The organism is Burkholderia sp. 22088, from assembly GCF_052045915.1.
GTDB classification, from domain to species: domain Bacteria; phylum Pseudomonadota; class Gammaproteobacteria; order Burkholderiales; family Burkholderiaceae; genus Burkholderia; species Burkholderia cepacia.
In genome coordinates this window covers 86,357-106,955 of record NZ_JBQEPY010000017.1, presented here as the reverse complement: position 1 = coordinate 106,955, position 20,599 = coordinate 86,357, and the positions used below count along the sequence as shown (strand labels likewise).

At 66.6% G+C, this 20,599-nt stretch carries 17 protein-coding genes; 11 read left to right on the top strand and 6 right to left on the bottom strand.

Annotation, left to right across the window (positions count from 1 at the left end; translation table 11 throughout):
- The first annotated feature begins 37 nt into the window (after positions 1–37).
- Both ACTJLD_RS29285 and ACTJLD_RS29280 read left to right on the top strand, forming a co-directional pair.
- Positions 38–589 carry a DNA-binding protein gene (locus ACTJLD_RS29285; protein ID WP_440660271.1) on the top strand — a complete coding sequence of 184 codons (552 nt, stop codon included), beginning with the start codon at positions 38–40 and terminating at the stop codon, positions 587–589.
- Positions 590–1,054: 465 nt separating this feature from the next.
- Positions 1,055–2,446 carry a hypothetical protein gene (locus ACTJLD_RS29280; protein WP_440660270.1) on the top strand — a complete coding sequence of 464 codons (1,392 nt, stop codon included), beginning with the start codon at positions 1,055–1,057 and terminating at the stop codon, positions 2,444–2,446.
- Positions 2,447–2,666: 220 nt separating this feature from the next.
- On the opposite strand, the gene ACTJLD_RS29275 is transcribed toward ACTJLD_RS29280, so the two are convergent.
- The 3 genes from ACTJLD_RS29275 to ACTJLD_RS29265 all read right to left on the bottom strand — a co-directional run bounded on the left by ACTJLD_RS29275 (position 2,667) and on the right by ACTJLD_RS29265 (position 5,567).
- Entirely contained in the window at positions 2,667–3,776 is a 1,110-nt protein-coding gene (locus ACTJLD_RS29275; RefSeq protein WP_042975491.1) for a polyamine ABC transporter substrate-binding protein, read from the bottom strand.
- A 243-nt stretch (positions 3,777–4,019) separates the two neighbouring features.
- On the bottom strand, positions 4,020–4,244 hold the full coding sequence (locus ACTJLD_RS29270) for a hypothetical protein (protein WP_081057161.1): 225 nt from the start codon (positions 4,242–4,244) through the stop codon (positions 4,020–4,022).
- A 342-nt stretch (positions 4,245–4,586) separates the two neighbouring features.
- A complete protein-coding gene (locus ACTJLD_RS29265) occupies positions 4,587–5,567 on the bottom strand; it encodes a bifunctional helix-turn-helix transcriptional regulator/GNAT family N-acetyltransferase (RefSeq protein WP_440660268.1) in 981 nt (326 codons plus the stop codon).
- 276 nt (positions 5,568–5,843) lie between these two features.
- Here ACTJLD_RS29265 and ACTJLD_RS29260 point away from each other — a divergent pair, with 276 nt between their 5' ends.
- Complete coding sequence (locus ACTJLD_RS29260; protein ID WP_059693619.1) at positions 5,844–6,218, top strand: hypothetical protein; 375 nt, start codon at positions 5,844–5,846, stop codon at positions 6,216–6,218.
- Between the two features lie 34 nt (positions 6,219–6,252).
- On the opposite strand, the gene ACTJLD_RS29255 is transcribed toward ACTJLD_RS29260, so the two are convergent.
- On the bottom strand, positions 6,253–8,688 hold the full coding sequence (locus tag ACTJLD_RS29255; RefSeq protein ID WP_440660266.1) for a PEP-utilizing enzyme: 2,436 nt from the start codon (positions 8,686–8,688) through the stop codon (positions 6,253–6,255).
- A gap of 329 nt (positions 8,689–9,017) precedes the next feature.
- The gene (locus tag ACTJLD_RS29250; protein ID WP_059693615.1) at positions 9,018–10,112 is read right to left on the bottom strand and encodes an AraC family transcriptional regulator; all 1,095 of its coding nucleotides are present in this window, start codon (positions 10,110–10,112) and stop codon (positions 9,018–9,020) included.
- Between the two features lie 251 nt (positions 10,113–10,363).
- Between ACTJLD_RS29250 and ACTJLD_RS29245 the strand changes: the two genes are divergently transcribed.
- The 3 genes from ACTJLD_RS29245 to ACTJLD_RS29235 are packed head-to-tail and all read left to right on the top strand — an operon-like array spanning position 10,364 to position 14,679.
- Positions 10,364–11,755, top strand: a complete 1,392-nt coding sequence (locus ACTJLD_RS29245) for an APC family permease (protein ID WP_175810745.1) — start codon at positions 10,364–10,366, stop codon at positions 11,753–11,755.
- A 50-nt stretch (positions 11,756–11,805) separates the two neighbouring features.
- A complete protein-coding gene (locus ACTJLD_RS29240) occupies positions 11,806–13,203 on the top strand; it encodes an aspartate aminotransferase family protein (protein WP_060349555.1) in 1,398 nt (465 codons plus the stop codon).
- 36 nt (positions 13,204–13,239) lie between these two features.
- Complete coding sequence (locus ACTJLD_RS29235; protein ID WP_146252985.1) at positions 13,240–14,679, top strand: aldehyde dehydrogenase family protein; 1,440 nt, start codon at positions 13,240–13,242, stop codon at positions 14,677–14,679.
- A 176-nt stretch (positions 14,680–14,855) separates the two neighbouring features.
- Here ACTJLD_RS29235 and ACTJLD_RS29230 read toward each other — a convergent pair whose 3' ends face one another.
- The gene (locus tag ACTJLD_RS29230; protein WP_060170137.1) at positions 14,856–15,710 is read right to left on the bottom strand and encodes a FadR/GntR family transcriptional regulator; all 855 of its coding nucleotides are present in this window, start codon (positions 15,708–15,710) and stop codon (positions 14,856–14,858) included.
- A gap of 228 nt (positions 15,711–15,938) precedes the next feature.
- Here ACTJLD_RS29230 and ACTJLD_RS29225 point away from each other — a divergent pair, with 228 nt between their 5' ends.
- The 5 genes from ACTJLD_RS29225 to ACTJLD_RS29205 all read left to right on the top strand — a co-directional run bounded on the left by ACTJLD_RS29225 (position 15,939) and on the right by ACTJLD_RS29205 (position 20,579).
- Positions 15,939–17,147 (top strand): ABC transporter substrate-binding protein, encoded by a 1,209-nt coding sequence (locus ACTJLD_RS29225; protein WP_027792119.1) that lies wholly within the window; start codon positions 15,939–15,941, stop codon positions 17,145–17,147.
- Between the two features lie 69 nt (positions 17,148–17,216).
- The gene (locus ACTJLD_RS29220; RefSeq protein WP_059693607.1) at positions 17,217–18,077 is read left to right on the top strand and encodes a branched-chain amino acid ABC transporter permease; all 861 of its coding nucleotides are present in this window, start codon (positions 17,217–17,219) and stop codon (positions 18,075–18,077) included.
- Entirely contained in the window at positions 18,074–19,117 is a 1,044-nt protein-coding gene (locus tag ACTJLD_RS29215) for a branched-chain amino acid ABC transporter permease (protein ID WP_440660263.1), read from the top strand. The genes ACTJLD_RS29220 and ACTJLD_RS29215 overlap by 4 nt, the downstream gene beginning before the upstream one ends.
- Positions 19,114–19,881, top strand: coding sequence for an ABC transporter ATP-binding protein (locus ACTJLD_RS29210; protein WP_027792116.1), 768 nt, complete (start codon positions 19,114–19,116; stop codon positions 19,879–19,881). The genes ACTJLD_RS29215 and ACTJLD_RS29210 overlap by 4 nt, the downstream gene beginning before the upstream one ends.
- Positions 19,878–20,579, top strand: a complete 702-nt coding sequence (locus ACTJLD_RS29205; RefSeq protein WP_226230208.1) for an ABC transporter ATP-binding protein — start codon at positions 19,878–19,880, stop codon at positions 20,577–20,579. The genes ACTJLD_RS29210 and ACTJLD_RS29205 overlap by 4 nt, the downstream gene beginning before the upstream one ends.
- The last annotated feature ends 20 nt before the right edge of the window (positions 20,580–20,599 follow it).

The following is a 20,599-nucleotide window of genomic DNA, read 5'->3' as shown; positions in this document are numbered from 1 at the left end:
GATCGCGCGCAATCCAACCCCTTCTCCGGAAACCACGATGCAGCAGAAGAACAGGACGATCGGCGTGATGGGCTCGGGCAAGGAGCCGTGGCTCGAGTTTTCGGAGCCGCTCGGCGCATGGCTCGCGCAGGCCGGTTTCAACCTGCTGACGGGCGGCGGGCAGGGCGTGATGCTGGCGGTCGCGCGGGCGTTCGCCGGCGTGCCCGGGCGGGCCGGGCGATCGATCGGCATCCTGCCGACGCAGGCCGATCCGCTCGCGGGCTTCGTGCCGCTCGACGGCTATCCGCATCCGTTCGTCGACATCCCGATCCTCACGCCGCTGCCGCGCCGCGAGCCGGACGCCGAGCCGCACACAATCAACCGCAACTACGTGAACGTGCTGAGCAGCGACCTGATCGTCGCGCTGCCGGGCGGGCACGGCACGGCCGAGGAGATTGCGCTCGCGCGGCGCTGGCGCAAGCCGCTCGTCTGCTTCGGGCCGGAGGGGGCGTTTCGTGTGCTCGCGGCGGGCGCCACGTGTACGTCGTCGCTCGACGACGTGATCCGGTTCGTGGAAGACGCGTTTTCGGCGGAGCACGCGAAGCGATAGTTCATGCAATCGGCCTCGGTGGAGATCGGACCCGCTCGTGTCCCGGCCGGTCGTCCCGCATGCCGAGTGCACGCTCACTGTCGAATGGCAGCCATTGCATCATGGTCGAGCCGCGCGCAGAGGCATGACCGATGGTCTCGTACCACATCTGGCCCAGGCGCCACGGGGGGGCGCCGGTCGACATGTTGGTAGATGCGGTTCACGTCGTGACGGTGTTCGTGGCGGTGACATGCAACACGGTGGGGCGTGCGGCTCCGGCAGGAGTACCCCTGCCGGGCGAGGCGCCGACCGGCAAACCAGTCCGTCAAGACGTGATTGCCGGTGAAATAAAACAAAGAGACTGATTTTTTAGAATATATAAAAGAGATCCGTTGATTGTTGTTTTTGGCATATCACACCTAGAATAATCCTGGTTAGGGCCTGGATTTTAGATGGGTTGATCGTGTTGATTAAACGGATTGAAAAATGAACGAGATTGTTTATATCGTCGCGGAGCGATCGGGGTACTTTCTCGGTAAATATTTGGGCTGGCTGATATACCCCTATCTCGTGATATTGAAAGGCGGCGCCTGGAATATTCAGCAAAGTTTTGAAGGGCTCGGACTTGTCTCGTCGAATTTTGTCGAGCAGGATGCGCAGGGGCAGGTCGTTTCGAGTTATTGGTCGCCAGGCGAAGCGATGCTGCCGATTCTGGTCGTGCTCTGGATACTCTTGCTGGTATTGGCGTTCCTCTACATCACGACGGGATATGTGCTCGCCAGGAAGAAGGGGGCCCTGGTTGCATTGTCAATTCTTTTGCTCCCGGGGTTGCTGGTACTGCAGGGCTGGTGGCCCTTGATTTCGCTTGTGCCCGATTCGTTCGTCATCGGCGGGAGCGGTGTGCTGGGCAGCGGTTGGGGCATGCTGACGCTGGTAGGCTTAGGGCTGGTCGCGGGATGGTGCGGCGTGCTTGTGCTCATCGACCTCCTGCCGATCGGCGACGGTTTCGGGCATGTCTACGATCATGTTTGGTACGCGGCCGCGTTGCTCGCGGGCATTTTTTTCGTGTTCGACTCGCAAGCGAACCGGCATGTCCAGTCTCTGCAGGAGAGTTCGCGCGATACGCAGAGAGCAAGCGCCTATCTGTTGAAGCAGGCGGAACGGTATGAATCGTGGTGCGCGCAGAACAGGCTGGGGGAGAGCCTGTCATGCCGCTGGGCGTCGAGCTTGCAGCAAACACTGCTCGATTACTCGGCAGAAGATCCGGCTGTCTTTGTCGTCACGGGGCCGCATGCCGCCGCGGATATGTATCAGATCAACGGGCGACGTCTGACACCGGAGCAAATTACGTCATTGCGAAACGAAATTGCGACATACAACGAGGACATGTGTCCTGTTACGCGGATCAACGATAGGGTCAGCGTGATGCCGCCGTCATCGTCGCGGTGCCTGAGAACCCCGATACAGTTCTGCGCGTCGTTTCCCGAACGGCTTGACGGGCGAGACGTCAGGCACGATGCGTTCAATCCGGCATCGCTTGCAAGCGAATGTGTCGTTTCGACACTCGTCGCGTTTCGCGACCAACAAGAGAAACTGCTGACGCAGGTCAACGACGATCGTCGGTCGAAGCACTATCGATGGATCTACTACGTGCTTTTTTCCATTGTCATCGGCGGGAAAATCGCGCTGGCGACGGCCAAGACGGCGGGCTTGAACAAGCGCACGCCGACCGACAGGCGGAGAAGCCTGCACTGGGTTAGTCGTCTCTGGCAGATTTCATGGAGAGGATTGCAGATCATCTGGTGGGTGATCGCAGGGAGCGCGGCGATCTGCGTGGCATTACTGCGATTCGCGATGCCCCGGAGCGGAAAGCGATAAGTCGAGACCAGCTGGCCTTTGCGACAGCCCGATTGACGGTAGCCTTACGCGGAGAGTCGCGCGACCGTCCGTCGCGAAGCCGATGTCTGACGAGGGCTCGTCGGTCAACTGGGGCGGGCGGTCGACGCCTTGTCGGATAGGTCGACTATTCCGCAGCCGATCGGAACAGTGCCTGCGGCGCGAGCCGCCGCAGGCACTGTTCAGTCCCGCGGTGCGACGCTCATCGCCCCGTCTTCAACTGCGCCCACAGCCGGTTCTGCAGCCGGCGAATCTCGGGCGGCATCGGCTTGAGCAGCGTCATCCTGCTCAGCACCTCGTCGGCCGGATACACCGACGGGTCGCGCGCGATCGCGGGCTTCACATACTGGCGCGCGGCCTTGTTCGCGGTCGGATAGAACACCGCGTTGGTGATGCCGGCGTTGACCTTCGGATCCTGCAGGTAGTTGATCCACTTCAGCGCGGCGTCGCGGTTCGGCGCATCCTTCGGGATCACCATCATGTCGAACCACAGCAGCCCGCCTTCCTTCGGGTTCGCGAAGCGGATCTCGTACGGGCGCTTCGCTTCGGCGGCGCGGCGGTGCGCAATGCCGACGTCGCCCGAATAGCCGAACGACACGCACAGGTCGTTGTTCGCGAGATCGTTGATGTAGCCCGACGAGTTGAACTGCGTGATGTACGGGCGCACCTTCTTCAGCACCTCGTACGCCGCGCGGTAGTCGGCCGGGTTCGTGCTGTTCGGGTCCTTGCCCATGTATTGCAGCGTGGCCGCGAACACGTCGACGGCCTGGTCGAGGAACGATACGCCGCAGCTCTTGAGCTTCGCCATGTTGGCCGGGTCGAACACCAGCGCCCAGCTGTCGACCGGCGCCTTGTCGCCGAGCGCCTTCTTCACCGCCTGCACGTTGTAGCCGATGCCGTCGGTGCCGTAGGCCCATGGCACGCCGTACTGGTTGCCCGGATCGGCGTCGGCGACCATCTTCATCAGCAGCGGATCGAGGTTCGACAGGTTCGGCAGCTTCGACTTGTCGAGCGGCTGGTAGACGCTCGCCTGAATCTGCTTGGCCATGTAGTTCGACGTCGGCACGACGATGTCGTAGCCGGAATTCCCCGACATCAGTTTCGCCTGCAGCGTGTCGTCGCTGTCGTAATTGTCGTAACGCACGTGGAGGCCCGTCTGCTTCTGGAAGTTCGGGACCGTGTCCGGTGCGATGTAGTCGGACCAGTTGTAGATGTTCAGTTCACCGGCCGCGTGGGCGGTCGTGCCGGCGGACGCGGCGGCCGACAGGGTGGCGGCGGTTGCAATGCTGCGGGCAAGCGTGCGGATTCGCATGACGAGGTCTTCCATTTTCAGGGCGCGTGTCGATCCGCGATGCGCGGGCCGGTGCGCGACGGTTCATCGGATGAAGCGGGCGTGCGCGAGCACCGCTCGCGGTGAACGAGCGTGGTGCGCGACGATCAGGAATCCGTTCGATTGCGGGCCGGCTCGCACGGAAACGAAGCGCGAGCGGATTCCGTCACCGGTCGGGCGACACGGCGGGCAGGTCGAACGGATGCAGGGAAAGGGGGGGAAGCGCTAAGGCAGCAGCGAGGCCACGTCGTCGGTATGGATCGCGACGTACGCACGCGCGGCGACGGCGTTGTGGCGGCGAACGGAGCGGCAGGACAGGATGGTGTAGATCGACAGATGCAGGCGAGGACTTTGCCAGCCGTCACCACTGTCGTCGGTGGACGCGATCGCGGCGCGCAGGTTTCGCGCATCGCCTCGTCTCCACCGCACCAGCGGGCCACGGAATCTCACGTTTACTCTCGACCGGGTTGTTGAAAGTATTGAACACCTGACGATTCGCCAGCGACTGCCGTTTCAGGCCGCGGTCATCGAATTTGCCGCGATGCGTCATCGGTTTCGAGACGCGAACTGAAAGCTTGGCGGACCGCTGGATCGCCGAAAACATGACGCTTCCGTGAATCATCAGGTAAATCGCTGTAAGGATGTCTCGGGATTTTCCCTAGTGATTCGCAGGCCGATGCAGGCGTTCGGCGTGATCGCGATAACGGATGAACCGCGCACGCGACGCGGCTCGAGCGGTCATGACGGGCGTCAAGTGATGAGAATATTCGACGGCATGCAGCCCGTCGACCTTCAGCCGCCGGATGGCCCGGGCCGGCTGAAGCGCTGCTCGACCACCTCGGTGCCCCATTGCGTGCCCGCGGATTCGCTCGTCAGCGTGAAGCCGAACGACTCGTACAGGTGGCGTGCCGAATCGAGGCCCTTGAACGTCCACAGATAGGTTTCGCGAAACCGCTGTGCGTCGACGAAGCGCATCGCTTCCGTCATCAGGCGGCGCCCGATGCCGGAGCCGCGCAACGCATCGTTCACGATGAACCATCGCAGGTGCGCGACGCCCGTTGCCGGGTCGCCGTCGATCGCGAGCGACGCGAGCGTCCGTCCGTCTTCCTGGCACAGCCAGAGCGCCTTGCCGTCGGCCGGCAGCGCACCGGCGAACTCGGCCAGCTCGGTCGCCACCCGCTTTTCGAAAAAGGCGCCGAATCCCCAGTGTTCCGAATAGAAGCGCGCGTGAAGGCCCGCGATATCGCCGATGCAGCCCGGCTGGTAGCCTTCGCGGATCGATGGCGCATCGGGTGTCGCGGCGCTTGCCCTGGCGGCATTGTCCTGCGCGAGCGCATCGGCATACAGCGCGAGCGAGCGCAGCAGCGCCTGTTGATCCGCCGGCACCATGCGGCGCAACGCATTCGACACTTGATCCGTCGCGAACGCGTCGATTCTTTTCTGGAGCTTCTTGCCGTCGGCGGTCAGGTACAGCTCGGTCGCGCGCGCATCGTCGCTCGACACGCGCCGTTCGACGATGCCGGCCGTCTCGAGCCGCGCGAGTTGCCGGCTCGTGTTCGACTTGTCCAGCCGCAGGATGTTGCCCAGATCGCGGGCGTTGATGCCGGGCGCCATCCCGATCTCGAGGATCGCGTGAACCGCCGAAGGCGCCCAGTCGCTGTCGGCCAGCGTCGCGCGCATGAAGCCGAGCTCGCGAACCAGTTTGCGGGAGAAGTCGCGAAGCTCGAGGATGGTTGCTTCGCGAGGCTTGGCGGGAGCGTCGATGAGGTCCATGGTCAGCCCGGAAAGGTTGCGGATCGCAAGCAATAATAGTTGCGGGTCGCAACTTGATCAAGGCGGATTTTCATCGGGACGCGTCGTGCCGAGCGGTGCTTGCGGGGCCGGCGCCGGCGCGGATCACGGGGACGGATGGGCGGGCGGTGAGTGGTATTGGCGCGGATGGCGGAGTGCCGGGCACCGGACGCATACTCGGTGCATCCGGACGCCCCGCCATGCGAGCGCGGGTGTCGGCCGGTCATCGATCCGCGGCGGCGGACAACGGAGCCCACCATGAACAATCTGAAGCCGATGACGATTGCGTTGCTTGCCGGGTGCGGGATCGGTGCCGGTGCCGTTCACGCGGCCGGCAGCATGGATGCGCCGCCCTGCAGCGCGGCGCATGCGGCGGATCAGGGCGGGATCGCCGCGATGCCTGGCACGTCGGTGCGCAGCTTTTCGACCGCCGGTTGCTCGGGCGCGGTGCTGCAGGGCGACCGGGCCACCGCGACGGTCAACGGCGACCGGATCGAGCTGCGGGACGGCATCGTCTACGTGAACGGCCGTTCGTACGGCGCCGTCACACCGGCGCAGACGGTCGAATACGAAGCCGCGCACGACCGGCGTACGTTGAAGGTCGACGGGAAACCCCGCACGCCGGTGCGCTGAGTACGCGCCCGGGCCCGCGGCAACCGCGCCGCGCCTAGTCGACCAGCGTCAGCCGGCCGTCGCTGAGTTGCACCTCGCGCCCGATCCACGCCGCGTCGACGCGCGGCAGCACGGCCGACGGCTTGCGCAGTTCGCGCAGCAGCGTCGCGCCGTGCGACAGCCGGCCGCCCATGCGCGCGATCACCGCGCGCGCGGCCTGGTACTGCGCGTGCCGGCCCGGGTCGAGCGTGTCTTCCAGCAGGATGTCGCGGCCGAGCACGCCTTGCGTGTGGCCCGGATAGATCATGAAGCCGGCCGCCTCGTCGGTGCCTTCGCTGCCGTCCTGCCAGAAGCTGCCGTTGCGTTCGCGGCGATCGGGATGGGGCGCGAACCATGCGTCGCGGTCGGCGGCCGGCATCGCGTGATGCAGGCGGAAGAACACGCGCATCAGGTTGTCGCGATACCACTCGCGCACCTGCAGATACCAGCCGCGCATGCCGGGCGCGCCGAGCGCGTGGAGCACGCGGACGGGCAGCGGCCAGTCGGGAAACGCCTGCAACGGCAGATCGGCGGGCGCGGGCCGTGCGGTGCCCGGATCGGTTTCCCACGGCAGGCGATGCGGGCTGTTCTCGAGCCGGCCATACGCGGTCGGCGGACGGCCCCAGAGCGCGCCGCCGCTGCTGGCCAGCGATGACGCGATGCACAGGTTGCCCTGCACGACGAACACGTAGAAGCGCGTGAACCAGTCGGCCAGCTGCCGGCCGTCGGCGCGTTGCTCGACGAGCGTCGCGAGTTCCCGGTCGAAGCGCTGCAGGCCGCGTTCGAGCGTCGGCAGATGCCCGCGTGCGGCGCGCAGCATGCGCCAGAACACCGGCAGCGAACGCAGCAGCCGCAGCGGGCGCCAGCGCAGCGGCGGGGTCGCGCCGCCGATCTCGCCGCTGTAGTTGCCGGCCGATACGCCCCAGTCGGCGAGACGGGCGAGGAACAGGTCGTTGTTGATGTACGACGCGCCGCCATAGAGCGCGGTGAATGGTTCGTTGTCCTGCAATACGCGCGCATCCCAGCGCGCCATGATGGCCGGGATGCTGCCGGCCGCGCGCCGTTGGGCGTACTCGACCAGCCGGCTGGGCTGCGGCGGCAGGATCTCGGCGATGTTCGCGGCGGTCAGGTGCCGGTGCCAGCCGTAGCTGCTGATCGGGCGGTATTGCAGCAGCCACAGCTGCGTGCCGTCCCACGCCCATTCGACATCGCCCGGCACGTAGTGGAACGCGCGCAGCACGCGTTGCAGGAAGGTCCACAGTTGCGTCGCGTCCAGGCCGTGCGCGCCCGGGAACGTGCCGCGTTGCCAGGGCTCGCCGAGCCGCGACAGGATCGCGCGTTGCGGGCTGGTCTGGCCGTCGGCGAGCGATTCGAGGTGGCCTTCCACCCATTCGACTTCGACCGCGAGATGCCGCACGAACGCGATGCCCGACAGCACCGGCGTGATGAAGCGCTGTACGACCGTTTCCTCGAGGCCGCCGTCGAGCAGTTCGGCCACGCGCGCGGCTGCCTGCGAGGCCGGTACGCGCAGGAACGTGGTGTGCAGGCCCGCGTTGGCCGCATCGGCCTGGTCTTCGCCATGGCTCGACGAGCGGATCGCCCACTCGGCGTCGGGCTGGCTCGCGAGAAAGCCGGGCAGGCGCGGATCGTCGGCGCGGGTCAGCGACAGCGCGGGCGGCACGGGCAGGCCGGCCATCGTGGCCAGCGCCAGGCGCCCGCCCTTGGTGTGCGCGACGAAGCCGGCGTCGCCCGCTTCGAGCCACTGCGCGAATGCCGCCGGCGCGTCGATCCACGGATAGTGTCCCCAGCCGGCCTGCAGCGTGACGGTGAGCTCGGCGCGCGCGAGGATGGCCGACCATGCGGCGGCCTGGCGCACGCCGAGCACGGCGTCCTGGTCGCCCCACACGAGTTCGATGCGATCGGTGACCCACTCGAGCAGCGGCAGCGCGGTATCGGCGCGCACGAGATCCCAGTGCGGCAGGAACGCTCGGCAGCGCGCGTAGCCGGCGCCCATGCGGCGGTACTGCGCGCGTGTCCAGGTCAGGTTCGAGAACTTGCGGGCGAACAGCGCCGGGTAGTGCGCGAGCAGCCAGTGAATGGTCTTGCGCAGCGGCTTCGGCGCCATCAGTTTCGGCAGGCGCCGTTCCCACAGAAATGCACCGACAGGCGCGAGCAGCACGCTGCGGCCGAAGTGGCCGGGGCGCCGTTGCAATGCGTGCAGCACCAGCAGCGCATTCACGCCGACCGCCATGATCGCGTGGCCCGGTTCGGTCGCGTCCAGCAGCGCTTGCGCATACGCGGCGAGATCTTCGCAGGGCGGCGCGGGATTGTCGCCGAAGCCCGGCAGTTCCAGCGGCACGGGCCGGTAACGGCGGAAGTGGGGCAGCGTGTCGTCCCACCAGTCGGCCGCGCTGCCGTTGCCGGCGAGGAGGTACAGGATCGGTTTGCTCATGGAGGCTTCGTCGGCGGGCGATCGTCGCGGTGGCGCGCGCCCGGTTGGGGCGGCGCGGCCCGCGGATGCCGCTGCGCATGTTTGTGTCGTCTTGTTCGCGTTGGGCCGGTGCGAGTGGAATGGAAGCGTGGCCCCGCTCGGCTTGATGGTTGCGCGCATTCTACTTGAGTCGACCCGGACGATAACCGCCATCTCGAACGCGACGCCATGCAGACGCAGGTCATGCATGACGTGTGCGGGAATGGCCGATGCCGTCAATGAATCCGGCTCGTGATCGTTCGGCGCGAAGGCTTGTGCGGCGGGCCTTTTAACCGCGCGCCCATGGCGCGTTACGTGTCGGACTCGGCGCCGGCGCGCGGCGGGTGCCCGGTCCAGCGTCGATACGCATGGCGGAAGCTGCGCGGCTCGCTGTAGCCGAGACGTTCCGCAATGGCCGCGACCGTCAGCTCCGGATCGTCGAGCATCCGCACCGCCTCGTCGCGGCGCACGTCGTCGAGCAGCGACTGGAAGGTGAGACCGTCCTTGTCGAGCCGACGGCGCAGCGTGCGCTCCGTCAGGTGCAGCGCGTTCGCGAGCGACGTCATCGACTTGAAACGTGTGAGGTCGCGCGCCATCAGCTCCTTCGCGCGATCGGCGAAACGCGTGCCGACCGACGCGGCCCACTGCCGTTCGAGCGCCTCGCACTGGCCGTGCAGCGCATTGAAGCTGACTTCGTTCGCGAGCAGCGGCATCTCGGTGCCGTTCACGGACGTGAACACGAGCCGGTTGTCACCGGCATTGAACGCGACCTTGCAGCCGAAGTGGCGCGTGTAGTCGGCCGCGTTGCGTGGCGTGCGGCGCGCGAGCTGTACCTGCGCGGGCCAGACCGGCTTGCCGACGAGGTCGGACACGATCAGGCGCAGGCTCGACAGGCACATGTCGACCTGGAACACCTCGAGATCGGGCTCGCCGTTGTAGCGGCTGATGGTCACGCTCATGCCGTCCGCATGCGCATCGATACGCACGTCGAAATACAGGCCCATGAACAGCGGAAACTGGCTCATGCACCGGAATGCCTGCATGACGGAGCCGCTGATCAGCATCGCGTAGCCGGCGAGGCCGAGTGTCGATACGTGCAGCCGCGCGCCGATCGACAGCCCGATCGACGGCACGCCGCTGCGCTGCAGCAGGTTGCGGAAGCAGCGCTGCTCCTGGCCGCGATTCACGTGCAGGTTCGGCGACGCGACTTCGTCCGCGCCGAGCCCCGTGCCTTCGAGCAGCGCGGCACCGTCGATGTGCCGCACGCGGCACTCGTCCAGCGCGACCGCGATCGCGTGGACGGTGGCGGGAATGTCCTCCTGGCGTCCGGCCGGGCGCGCGAGGCCGAGCGACGAACGCAGGCTGCGCTCGGCCCGGCTCTGGTTTCGATGAGATCGGGTGTCCATGGTGCTGACGGGGCGGCTGGGTCGCGTAGAACATAGCCGGAATGTCCGCAAAACGCCAGTGCGGCACAGCACCATGCATGACGCGCCGGCGCGATACGCGGCCGGGTGTCCGGAAATATCCCCCGATTACGTCCGCATTTCTCATTCGTGGCGGAATTTTTGGCGCACCACACTTTCTTCCAGTCGTGCGCTGCCGGCCGTGCCGGGCGAACGAGTGTTGAAGCCGTGAACGCCACCTACGTGAGGACAGCATGGACAACGACAGCCCCGGTCGATACGCATCGGCCGCCGCGACACAGGACTTCGCAGCGCACGCGTTTCGCAGCGACGCGGACGATCGCCGCAAACCGCACCTGCTCGGCCTCGCGACGCTGGTGATCTTCGGCCTCGCGTACATGCTGCCGATGACGGTGTTCACGACCTACGGGCTCGTCACGAGCGAGACGAACGGGCACCTGACGGCCGCGTATGCGGTCACGCTGGTCGCGATGCTGTTCACCGCGCGCAGCTATGGCCACATGGCGCGGCTGATGCCGAGCGCCGGGTCCGCCTATACGTTCGCGAGCCGCAATTTCGGCACGTCGGCCGGCTTCATGGTGGGCTGGGCGCTGCTGATGGACTACCTGTTCATCCCGATGATCAGTTACCTCGCGATCGGCATCTACATGAAGCAGATTTTTCCGATGGTGCCGGCCAGCGTGTGGATCGTCGGGAGCATAGCGCTGATCACCGGGCTGAACATCGTCGGCATCCGGCTCGTCAATCGCGTGAACCTGATCCTCATCGCGAGCCAGCTCGTGTTCATCGCGATCTTCGTCATCGCATCGGCGCGGGTCGCGGCAGGCGAAGGGCTGTCGATGGCCGTCGCGTTGCCGTCGTCGGGCGATGCGCGCGCGATCTTCGCCGGGTCCGCGATCCTGTGCCTGTCGTTCCTCGGCTTCGACGCGGTCACCACGCTGTCGGAGGAAACGCGCGAGCCGAAGCGCACGGTGCCGCGCGCGATCCTGCTCTGCACGCTGGCGAGCGGCGTGCTGTTCATGCTGATCGCGTACGTCGGGCAGGTGGTGTTTCCCGACTGGCACGCATTCAAGGATCTCGATTCGGCCAGCCTCGAGCTGATGCGGCGCATCGGCGGCGGCACGCTGTCGGCGTTCTTCGTCGCCGTGTACGTGGCCGGCTGTTTCGCGAGCGCGATGGCCGGGCAGGCGAGCGTGACGCGCGTGCTGTTCGCGATGGGCCGCGACCGGGTGTTGCCCGAACGCGTGTTCGGCCACCTGCATGCGCGGCTGCGCACGCCGGTGCGCGCGACGCTCGCGGTCGGCGTCGTGTCGCTGTCCGCGCTGTTCGTCACGCTCGATCTCGCGTCGACGATGATCAGCTTCGGCGCGCTCGTCGCGTTCGCGGTCGTGAACCTGTGCGTGATGCGCAGTTATCTGTGCCGCGCCGAGCATCGCCGCTTCGCGGGCTGGATCACGTTCGGCGTGATGCCGGCGCTCGGCTTCGCGATGAACGTGTGGCTCTGGTCGGGGCTGTCGCGCCAGACGTTCTACGTCGGCATCGGCTGGCTCGTGCTCGGGCTCTGCCAGCTCGCATGGCTGACGCGCGGCTTCACGCGCCCCGCGCCGACGCTGTCGATGAACTGAATGACCGGGCGCGCCGCGCCGGACCTGAAACCCTGAAGGAGGAGTGAACCATGAACGCTGTTGACGTCAATCTCGATGCGGACCTGCAGGCGCTCGGCAAGCGCCACCTGCTGATGCATTTCACGCACGCCGATGCGTATCGCGACCACGCGCTGACCGTGTTCGACCGCGGCGAAGGCTGCTGGCTCGTCGACCGCCACGGCAAGCGCTACTTCGATGCGCTGGCCGGGCTGTACTGCGTGCAGGTCGGCTACAGCCACGGCGCGGAAATCGGCGACGCGATCCGCGAGCAGATGGTGCGGCTGCCGTTCGCGACCAACTGGGGTGTCGGCCACGAGCCGGCGATCACGCTCGCGCACAAGCTCGCGACGCTCGCGCCGGACGGGCTGAACCGCGTGTTCTTCACGTCGAGCGGCTCGGAGTCGAACGAAGCGGCGATCAAGCTGGTGCGCCAGTATCACCAGTCGCGCGGCGAGCCGCAGCGGCGCAAGTTCATCGCGCGGCGCGTCGCGTATCACGGCACGTCGTTCGGCGCGCTCGCGCTGAACGGGATGACGAACTTCCGCAAGCATTTCGAGCCGCTGATGTCGGGCGTGCGACACGTGGGCAACACGAAACGCTACGGCCGCCCGGCGGGCGAGACGGAAGCGCAGTTCACGCGCCATCTGCTCGACGAGATCGAGTCGCTGATCGTGCAGGAAGGCCCGGATACCGTCGCCGCGATCGTCGTCGAGCCGCTGCAGAACGCGGGCGGCAGCCTGACGCCGCCGGCCGGCTATACGGCCGGGCTGCGCGACATCTGCGACCGGCACGGCGTGCTGCTCGTCGCCGACGAAGTGATCTGCGGGTTCGGCCGGCTCGGCGAATATTTCGGCTCCGCGCGCTACGGACTGAAGCCGGACATCATCACGTTCGCGAAAGGCATCGCGTCGGGCTACGTGCCGCTCGGCGGCGTGATCGCGAGCGACGCGGTCGTCGAAACGATCCTCGACGGCCCGCAGCAGATGTTCCTGCACGGCGCGACTTACGGCGGCCATCCGGTCGCGTGCACGGCCGCGCTCGCGAACCTCGCGATCATGGAGCGCGAAGGCGTGCTCGAGAACGTCCGAACCAACGAAGCGGTGTTCCGCCAGACCCTCGACGGCCTGCTCGAACTGCCGTGCGTCGGCGACGTGCGCGGCGACGGCTACCACTACTCGCTCGAACTCGTGACGGACAAGGCCGCGCGCCGCTGGGCGGCAGGCATCAGCGCGCAGGCGTTCGTGTCGACGCTGCTCGCGCCCGCGATCTTCGACGCGGGGCTGCTGTGTCGCGCGGGCGTCGATCACGAAGGCACGCCGATCGTGCAGTTCTCGCCGCCGCTCGTGATGTCGCGCGACGAAATCGTGTGGTTCGTCGCGCAGATCCGCGACATCCTCGTCGACACCTTCGCGCGCGCGACGCGCTGAGCACGACACCGGCATCCGTCACAACAGGAGCATTCGATGCGAACGTCACAACAGTCCTATATCGACGGCCAGTGGCTCGACCCGGCCGATGCGAAGGCGATCGACGTGATCGACCCGAGCACGGCGCGGCCGTATGCGCAGCTCAGGATCGGCGGCGCGGCCGACGTCGACCGTGCGGTGGGCGCGGCCAGGCGGGCCTTCGACACGTATTCGCGCTGGCCGGTGAGCGAGCGCGTCGCGCTGCTGCGGCGCGTGCTCGAGATCTACCAGCGCCGCTACGAGGAGGTCGCGCGGACGATCAGCCAGGAGATGGGCGCACCGATCGCATTCGCGCGCGCGATGCAGGCGGCGGTCGGCACCGCGCACCTCGAGCAGACGATCCGCGCGCTGCAGTCGTTCCGCTTCAGCACGCAGACCGATTCGCTGCTGGTGTCGCACGAGCCGATCGGCGTGTGCGCGCTGATCACGCCATGGAACTGGCCGATCAACCAGATCGTGTGCAAGGTCGCGCCGGCGCTCGCGGCCGGCTGCACGATGGTGCTCAAGCCGAGCGAGATCGCGCCGTTCAGCGCGATCCTGTTCGCGGAGATCCTGCACGAAGCCGGCGTGCCGCCGGGCGTGTTCAACCTCGTGCACGGTTACGGGCACGAAGTGGGCGACGCGCTGTCGCGGCATCCGGACGTCGACATGGTGTCGTTCACCGGTTCGACGCGCGCGGGTGTCGAGGTCGCGAAGGCGGCCGCCGATACCGTGAAGCGCGTGCACCAGGAACTCGGCAGCAAGAGCCCGAACCTGATCCTGCCCGATGCCGACATCGAGGATGCGGTCACGCGCGGTGCGCGCAGTTGCTTCAGCAACAGCGGGCAGTCGTGCAACGCGCCGACGCGGATGTTCGTGCATGTCGACCACCTTGCCGCAGCCGAGGCCGCGGCGCGCAACGAGGCGGCGCGCACCGTCGTCGGCGATCCGCGTTCGACGGAAACGGGTATCGGGCCGGTCGTCAGCCGCACGCAGTTCGACCGCATCCAGCAGCTGATCCAGTGCGGGATCGACGAAGGCGCGACGCTCGTCGCCGGTGGCACCGGTCGGCCCGACGGGCTCGGAGACGGCTTCTACGTGAAGCCGACGGTGTTCTCGAACGTCACGCCCGGCATGACGATCGCGCGCGAGGAGATCTTCGGGCCGGTGCTGTCGATCCTGACCTACCGCACCGAGGACGAGGCGATCGCGCTCGCGAACGATTCGGTCTACGGGCTTGCGGCATACGTGCAGACGAAGGACCTCGAGCGCGCGCGCCGGGTCGCGGCACGGCTGCGGGTCGGCAACGTGCACATCAACTATCCGGCGTGGAATCCGGCCGCGCCGTTCGGCGGCTACAAGCGTTCGGGCAACGGCCGCGAGTATGCGGAGTTCGGCCTCGTCGAATATCTGGAGACGAAGGGCACGACGGGGTACACGGAAGGCGGCGTGCGCTGACGATCCCGATCGCCCGGGTACACCACGAGACGAATACGTTCCGGCCGGTGCCGACGCCGCTCGCGGCGTTCGGCCGCAACGGTGCGCAACGGCGCGTCATCGGCATTCGCGGCGCGGTAGGGGTATTCAGGCCGCCGCGAAGCAGTCGGCCTTGAATCGACCGCGCCGGCCGACGCTCAGTCCTCTTCGGGATCCGTTGCGGCCGCATCGGGTCCCGCAATGTGAGCGGCGGCCCGCCTGCGGATTTCGGAGTCGAGGATCAGACGCCCGCGCAGCTTGCCTTTCATCCGCTTCACATGCTTGGGGGCCTCGGTCATGTGCTCGACCATCAGCGCCCGCACGCGCTCTGCGTCGCGCTCGCGTGCGGCCTGCAGGATCGCCTTGTGGATCGAAACGTTTGCTTCGCCGAACCGCTTGTGCTCGACGAGCGGCGTGTCGTTCCGGAACTCGATCAACTGCCGGATCATCTCGTTGATCAGCTCGCAGCTGAATCGCAGGAACGGGTTCGGGTTCGCGGCTGCGAGGATGTCGTGGAACGTCGTGTCCTCCTGCCGCTGGCGCAGCATGTGGCCGCGGTCGTGCATACCCGAGCCGCCATCACAACACGCGATGTTCGCCTCCAGCGCCGCGAAGTCGCGCTCGGTCAGGTGCGGCACGGCGCCCGCCGCCAGCTCGGGTTCGAGCAGTTGGCGCACCGTATAGATGTCGTCGATCGTCACGTCCTTGAAGAACAGGTAGTTCTGCAGCAGCTGCAGCGTGCGGTCGAGCGGCACCTCGACGACCATCCCGCCGCCCGTCGGCCCCGTCGTGACCTTGATGAGCCCCTGCACCTCGAGCGACTTCAGCGCCTCGCGGATCGTGCTCTTGCTCACCGCATAGAGCTGCTGCAGCTCGGCTTCACGCGGGAGGCGGTCGCCCGGCTTCAGGTCCTTCTCGGTGATCAGCCGCTTGATCTCCTCGGCGACGAGGTCGGCCCGCTTCGGCTGCTTGATTTCGACTGCGAGGCCCGCCCTGGCTCGGTCCATGACCATCTTCACGACTCCTTTGTCTGACTGCGCGCCGCGTCATCGTCGACGATCCGTTCCGGCGCGAGTACGGAATTTTGCCTGATTGACACTAATTTTGATCAACTCTAGCATCAGGTTCATTCTATTTATCATGATAAATAGGATCAACCGGCGGCGCGCATCCTGCAGGGCGTGGGCACGGTTTGGCAGTCGGTCGCATCGCGTGTGTCCCCCTTTATCAGGAGCGTCAACTTGAATCGCCGAGAACTGTTGAAACTGGCCGCGCTGTCGGCCGTGCCGGGTGCGCTCGGCAGCATGTCGTCCCGTGCCGCGTTCGCGCAGGGTTCGCCCATCCAGCTGGCGTGCCCGGTGCCGATGTCGGGGCCGTTCGCCGCCAACGGCAAGTACGCCGATCTCGGCATGCAGCTCGTCGTCAAGCAGTACGGCAAGGTCCTCGGGATGCCGCTGGCCTATACGGCGCTCGACACCGAGGGCAAGCCCGCGACCGCTGTGCGGCGTGTGCAGGAGATCGCGCAGCAGAAGGGCGTGCGCTTCTTCGCGGGCGGCATCCTGTCGTCCGAATCGCTGGCGATGGGCAAGGAAGTCCAGAAGGCGGACGGCGTGTTCATCACGACGGCCGGCGCGGACGAAATCACCGGCAAGGATTGCAATGCCGCGACGTTCCGCTGGTCGGTGCCGACCTTCGGCGCGATCGAGCAGACCGTGCGCCCGTTGATCCAGATGCTGCCGAAGGCGAAGCGTTGGTACACGATCACGCCGCAATACGTGTTCGGCGACGGCCTGCTGTCGGCCGCGAAAGCGATCTTCAAGGAGAAGGGCATCGAGCATGTCGGCAACAGCTACCACTCGCTCGCAGAGAAGGAATTCAGCGGCTACCTGACGAACGCGGTGGCCGCGCAGCCGGACGTGCTGCTGATCCTGAACTTCGGCTCGCAATCGTCGGATACGTTGCGCCAGGCCGTCAGCTTCGGGATGAAGCGCAACTGCACGATCCTGCTCGCGTGGGCGTCGGGCCTGGAACAGTTCGAGGCGCTCGGGCCGGACATCTGCGATGGCGTGTATTTCGGCGCGCAGTACTGGCACGGGATCGATTCGCCGCTGAACCGCGACCTCGTGAAACGCACGAACGCCGCATTCAAAGCCAACCCGAACTACAGCCTTGCGGGTTCGTACATCTGCTCGAAGATCTTGGTCGACGCGATGTTGAAGGCCGGCAGTGCCGATCCGAAGAAGGTCGTTGCGGCGATGGAGGGCATGAAGTACGACGGCCTCACGGGCCCGGAGGAAATCCGCAAGGGCGACCACCAGGTGCTGAAGAACTATTACCTGCTGAAGGGCAAGCCGAAAGGCCGGATGAAGAGCGCGGACGACTATGCCGACATCGTCAGCTCGGGCCAGTCGTTCCTGCCGATCGACAAGACGGGCTGCAAGCTCGCGTGACGCTATGCATGCGTCCGCGGCCGTCGTGCGCCGCGGACGTCCGTTACCTTCCTTTCTGACACGGAAGCCATGAACGTCTATCTGCTGCAGATCGTCAACGGCATCGGCGTGGGCATGCTGTATTTCCTGCTCGCCGTCGGCCTGTCGATCGTGTTCGGCCTGCTGCGCTTCGTGAATTTCGCTCACGGCGCGTTCTACCTGCTCGGCGCATATCTCTGCTACCAGGCGCTGCAATGGTCGGCGAATTTCTGGGTCGCGCTCGCGGTCGTGCCGCTCGTCGTCGGCGCGTTCGCGTGGATCGTCGAGAAGCTCGTGCTGCGTCACGTGTATGCCCAACAGCACGAATTCCACATCCTCGCGACCGTCGGACTCGCGCTCGTGCTGCAGGAGTGCGCGATCCTCGCATGGGGTCCGCTCGGCGACAACGTGCCGCCGCCCGACGTGCTGAACGGCGTCGTGATCTGGGGCGGCTTCGTCTACCCGAAATACCGGCTGTTCGTGATCGGGTTCACGGCCGTGCTCGCCGCGTTGCTGTGGTGGGTGCTCGAAGGCACGCGGCTCGGCAGTACGGTGCGCGCGGGCAGCGAATCGACGGAGATGGTATCGCTGCTCGGCATCAACGTGACGCGCGTGTTCAGTCTCGTGTTCGCGCTCGGCGCGGCGACGGCGGCGCTCGCGGGCGTGCTCGCCGCACCGATCCGCGGCGTCGATCCGTTCATGGGCATCGAGGCGCTCGGCGTCGCGTTCGTCGTGGTCGTGGTCGGCGGGATGGGGAATTTTCTCGGAGCGCTCGTGGGCGGGTTGCTGGTCGGTATCGTGCAGAGCCTGATGAGCACGCTGTGGCCGGAAGGCGCACGGCTGATGATCTATGTCGCGATGGCGGCCGTGCTGCTGTTGCGTCCGAACGGGTTGCTGGGGAGGGCCGCATGATCGAATCGTCGAAACCGCTGCCGTCGGGAGCGGCAGTCTCGCAGCGCGTGCCTGCATGGCGCTCTGCGTTGCAACGCCCGGAGGGCTGGCTCGCGGTGGCCGTCGTGTGCGTGCTGCCGGTCGCGCTGAGCTCGGGCTCGCTCGCAACCGAAGTGCTGGTGTTCGCGCTCGCCGCGCTCGGCTGCAACCTGCTGCTGGGCTATACGGGGCTGTTGTCATTCGGGCAGGGCATCTTCTTCGGGCTCGGCAGCTACGCGGCGGGGCTGGTGCTGACGCACGGCGTCGCATCGGTGACCGCTGCGCTCGCTGCAGCCACCGTGCTCGGAGCCGTCGCGGCGGCGCTCGTCGGCTGGTTCTCGATCCGGCAGCGTGGCACCTACTTCGTGATGCTGACGCTCGCGTTCGGGCAGCTGTTCTACTTTCTCGCCTACACGACGCCGGACGTCACGGGCGGCGACAACGGGCTGCTCGACATCCCGCGTCCCGCGCTCGCCGCGTTCGGGCATCCGCTCGTTTCACTCGATTCGCCGTGGCGCTACTACGGCTTCGTCGCGGTGCTGTTTGTCGCGGTGTTCTGGCTGCTGTTGCGCGTGTCGCGCTCCGTGTTCGGCCGCACGCTGCTCGCGATCCGCGACAACGAGGCGCGCGCGGCGGCGGCCGGCTACGACGTGAAGCGCTTCAAGCTTGCGGCGTTCGTGCTTTCGGGGGCGGTCACGGGTTTCGCGGGTGCGCTGCACGCGTTGATGACGGGCATCGCGCCGCTGTCGAACATCGACTATCACACGAGCGAAATGATCCTCGTGATGACGGTGATCGGCGGCACGGGCAACCTGTTCGCGTCGGTGCTCGGCGCGGCATTCTACGTGCTGTTCGCGGACTGGCTGTCGACGCTGTGGCCGCGCTGGCTGCTGCTGCTCGGCCTCGTGCTGATCGCGGTCAGCCTGTTCATGCAGCGCGGGTTGTGGGGATTGGGTGAACGCGTCGTGGCGTCGCTGCGGCACGGCGGACGCACGGAGCAGACGACCGAGGAGCGGCAATGAGCGAAGCGATTCTCGAAGCGCGCGGCATCGTCAAGCGCTACGGCAAGTTCACGGCGCTGGGCGGCGTCGATCTGCGGATCATGCCGCGCACCGTGCATTCGGTGATCGGGCCGAACGGCGCCGGCAAGACGACACTGTTCCATACGTTGACGGGCACGCTGCCGATCACGTCGGGCTCGATCCTGTTCGACGGTCACGACGTGTCGCGCGAACCCGATCACAAGCGCGTGCGGCGCGGCATCGCGCGCTCGTTCCAGGTGACGAGCCTGTTTCCGAACCTGAGCGTGCGCGAGAACCTGCGGGTTGCCGCGCAGGGCGTCGAATCGCGGCGCGCGCTGAATCCGTGGACGCCGCCGCGCGGTGCGCTTGCGCACGACGGCATCGTCGACGACGTGCTCGAGCGGCTCGGCCTGCAGCGCTTCGCCGATACGGCGGCCGGCGTGCTGTCGCACGGCCAGCAGCGCCGGCTCGAGGTCGGGATGGCGCTGGCGGCGCGACCGCGCGCGATTTTTCTCGACGAGCCGACCTCGGGCATGGGGATCGACGACCTCGACGACATGAAGGCACTGATCCGCGGCCTGCGCGACGACTACACGGTCGTGCTGATCGAACACAACATGGGCATCGTGATGGACATCTCGGACACGATTACGGTGATGCAGCAGGGCCGCGTACTGGTCGAAGGCAAGCCGGATGCGATTCGCGGCGACGAGCGCGTGCGCAGCGCGTATCTCGGCAACATGATCACGGGAGGCCGCGCATGATGCTCGACGTGAAGGAGGTTCATGCGTACTACGGCAAGAGTCACGTGCTGCAGGGCATTTCGCTGAACGTGAACGAAGGCGAGACGGTGACGCTGCTGGGGCGCAACGGTGCGGGCAAGTCGACGACGCTCAAGACCATCGCCGGTGTCGTGGCACCAACCGGCGGCACGGTGACGTTCGTGGGCCGTTCGCTGTCCGGGCAGCCCGCACACCGGATCGCCACGCGCGGGCTGTGCTTCGTGCCCGAGCATCGCGGGATTTTCCGGCTGCTGTCGGTCGAGGAAAACCTGCTGCTCGGCGCGCGCCGGGATTCGCCGTGGCAGCTCGACGACATCTACCGGATCTTTCCGCGCCTGAAGGAGCGCCGCCGCAACGGCGGTGCGCAGCTGTCGGGCGGCGAGCAGCAGATGCTCGCGATCGGCCGCGCGCTGATGAATCACCCGCGGCTGCTGATGCTCGACGAGCCGGTCGAGGGGTTGGCGCCGGTGATCGTCGAGGAGATCGTCGAGCAGTTGAAGCGGATCAAGGCGGCCGGCGTCGCGATCCTGCTCGTCGAGCAGAACCTCGAAGTGTGCACGCAACTCGCGGACCGCCACTTCGTGATCGAACAGGGCGTGATCGTCTACGAAGGCAGCAACGCGGAATTCGCCGCCGATCACGAGGTGAAGGACCGTTACCTGGGCGTCGGCGTCGCGTAAGCGTCGCGCTCTTTCATTGC

Excerpts from the sequence above, each read along its gene's own strand:
- ACTJLD_RS29245 (WP_175810745.1), top strand. The coding sequence starts at position 10,364 with ATGGACAACGACAGCCCCGGTCGATACGCATCGGCCGCCGCGACACAG.
- ACTJLD_RS29230 (WP_060170137.1), bottom strand. The coding sequence starts at position 15,710 with ATGGTCATGGACCGAGCCAGGGCGGGCCTCGCAGTCGAAATCAAGCAG.
- ACTJLD_RS29210 (WP_027792116.1), top strand. The coding sequence starts at position 19,114 with ATGAGCGAAGCGATTCTCGAAGCGCGCGGCATCGTCAAGCGCTACGGC.
- ACTJLD_RS29205 (WP_226230208.1), top strand. The coding sequence starts at position 19,878 with ATGATGCTCGACGTGAAGGAGGTTCATGCGTACTACGGCAAGAGTCAC.
- ACTJLD_RS29215 (WP_440660263.1), top strand. The coding sequence starts at position 18,074 with ATGATCGAATCGTCGAAACCGCTGCCGTCGGGAGCGGCAGTCTCGCAG.
- ACTJLD_RS29240 (WP_060349555.1), top strand. The coding sequence starts at position 11,806 with ATGAACGCTGTTGACGTCAATCTCGATGCGGACCTGCAGGCGCTCGGC.
- ACTJLD_RS29265 (WP_440660268.1), bottom strand. The coding sequence starts at position 5,567 with ATGGACCTCATCGACGCTCCCGCCAAGCCTCGCGAAGCAACCATCCTC.
- ACTJLD_RS29220 (WP_059693607.1), top strand. The coding sequence starts at position 17,217 with ATGAACGTCTATCTGCTGCAGATCGTCAACGGCATCGGCGTGGGCATG.
- ACTJLD_RS29275 (WP_042975491.1), bottom strand. The coding sequence starts at position 3,776 with ATGCGAATCCGCACGCTTGCCCGCAGCATTGCAACCGCCGCCACCCTG.
- ACTJLD_RS29255 (WP_440660266.1), bottom strand. The coding sequence starts at position 8,688 with ATGAGCAAACCGATCCTGTACCTCCTCGCCGGCAACGGCAGCGCGGCC.
- ACTJLD_RS29280 (WP_440660270.1), top strand. The coding sequence starts at position 1,055 with ATGAACGAGATTGTTTATATCGTCGCGGAGCGATCGGGGTACTTTCTC.
- ACTJLD_RS29235 (WP_146252985.1), top strand. The coding sequence starts at position 13,240 with ATGCGAACGTCACAACAGTCCTATATCGACGGCCAGTGGCTCGACCCG.
- ACTJLD_RS29250 (WP_059693615.1), bottom strand. The coding sequence starts at position 10,112 with ATGGACACCCGATCTCATCGAAACCAGAGCCGGGCCGAGCGCAGCCTG.
- ACTJLD_RS29260 (WP_059693619.1), top strand. The coding sequence starts at position 5,844 with ATGAACAATCTGAAGCCGATGACGATTGCGTTGCTTGCCGGGTGCGGG.
- ACTJLD_RS29285 (WP_440660271.1), top strand. The coding sequence starts at position 38 with ATGCAGCAGAAGAACAGGACGATCGGCGTGATGGGCTCGGGCAAGGAG.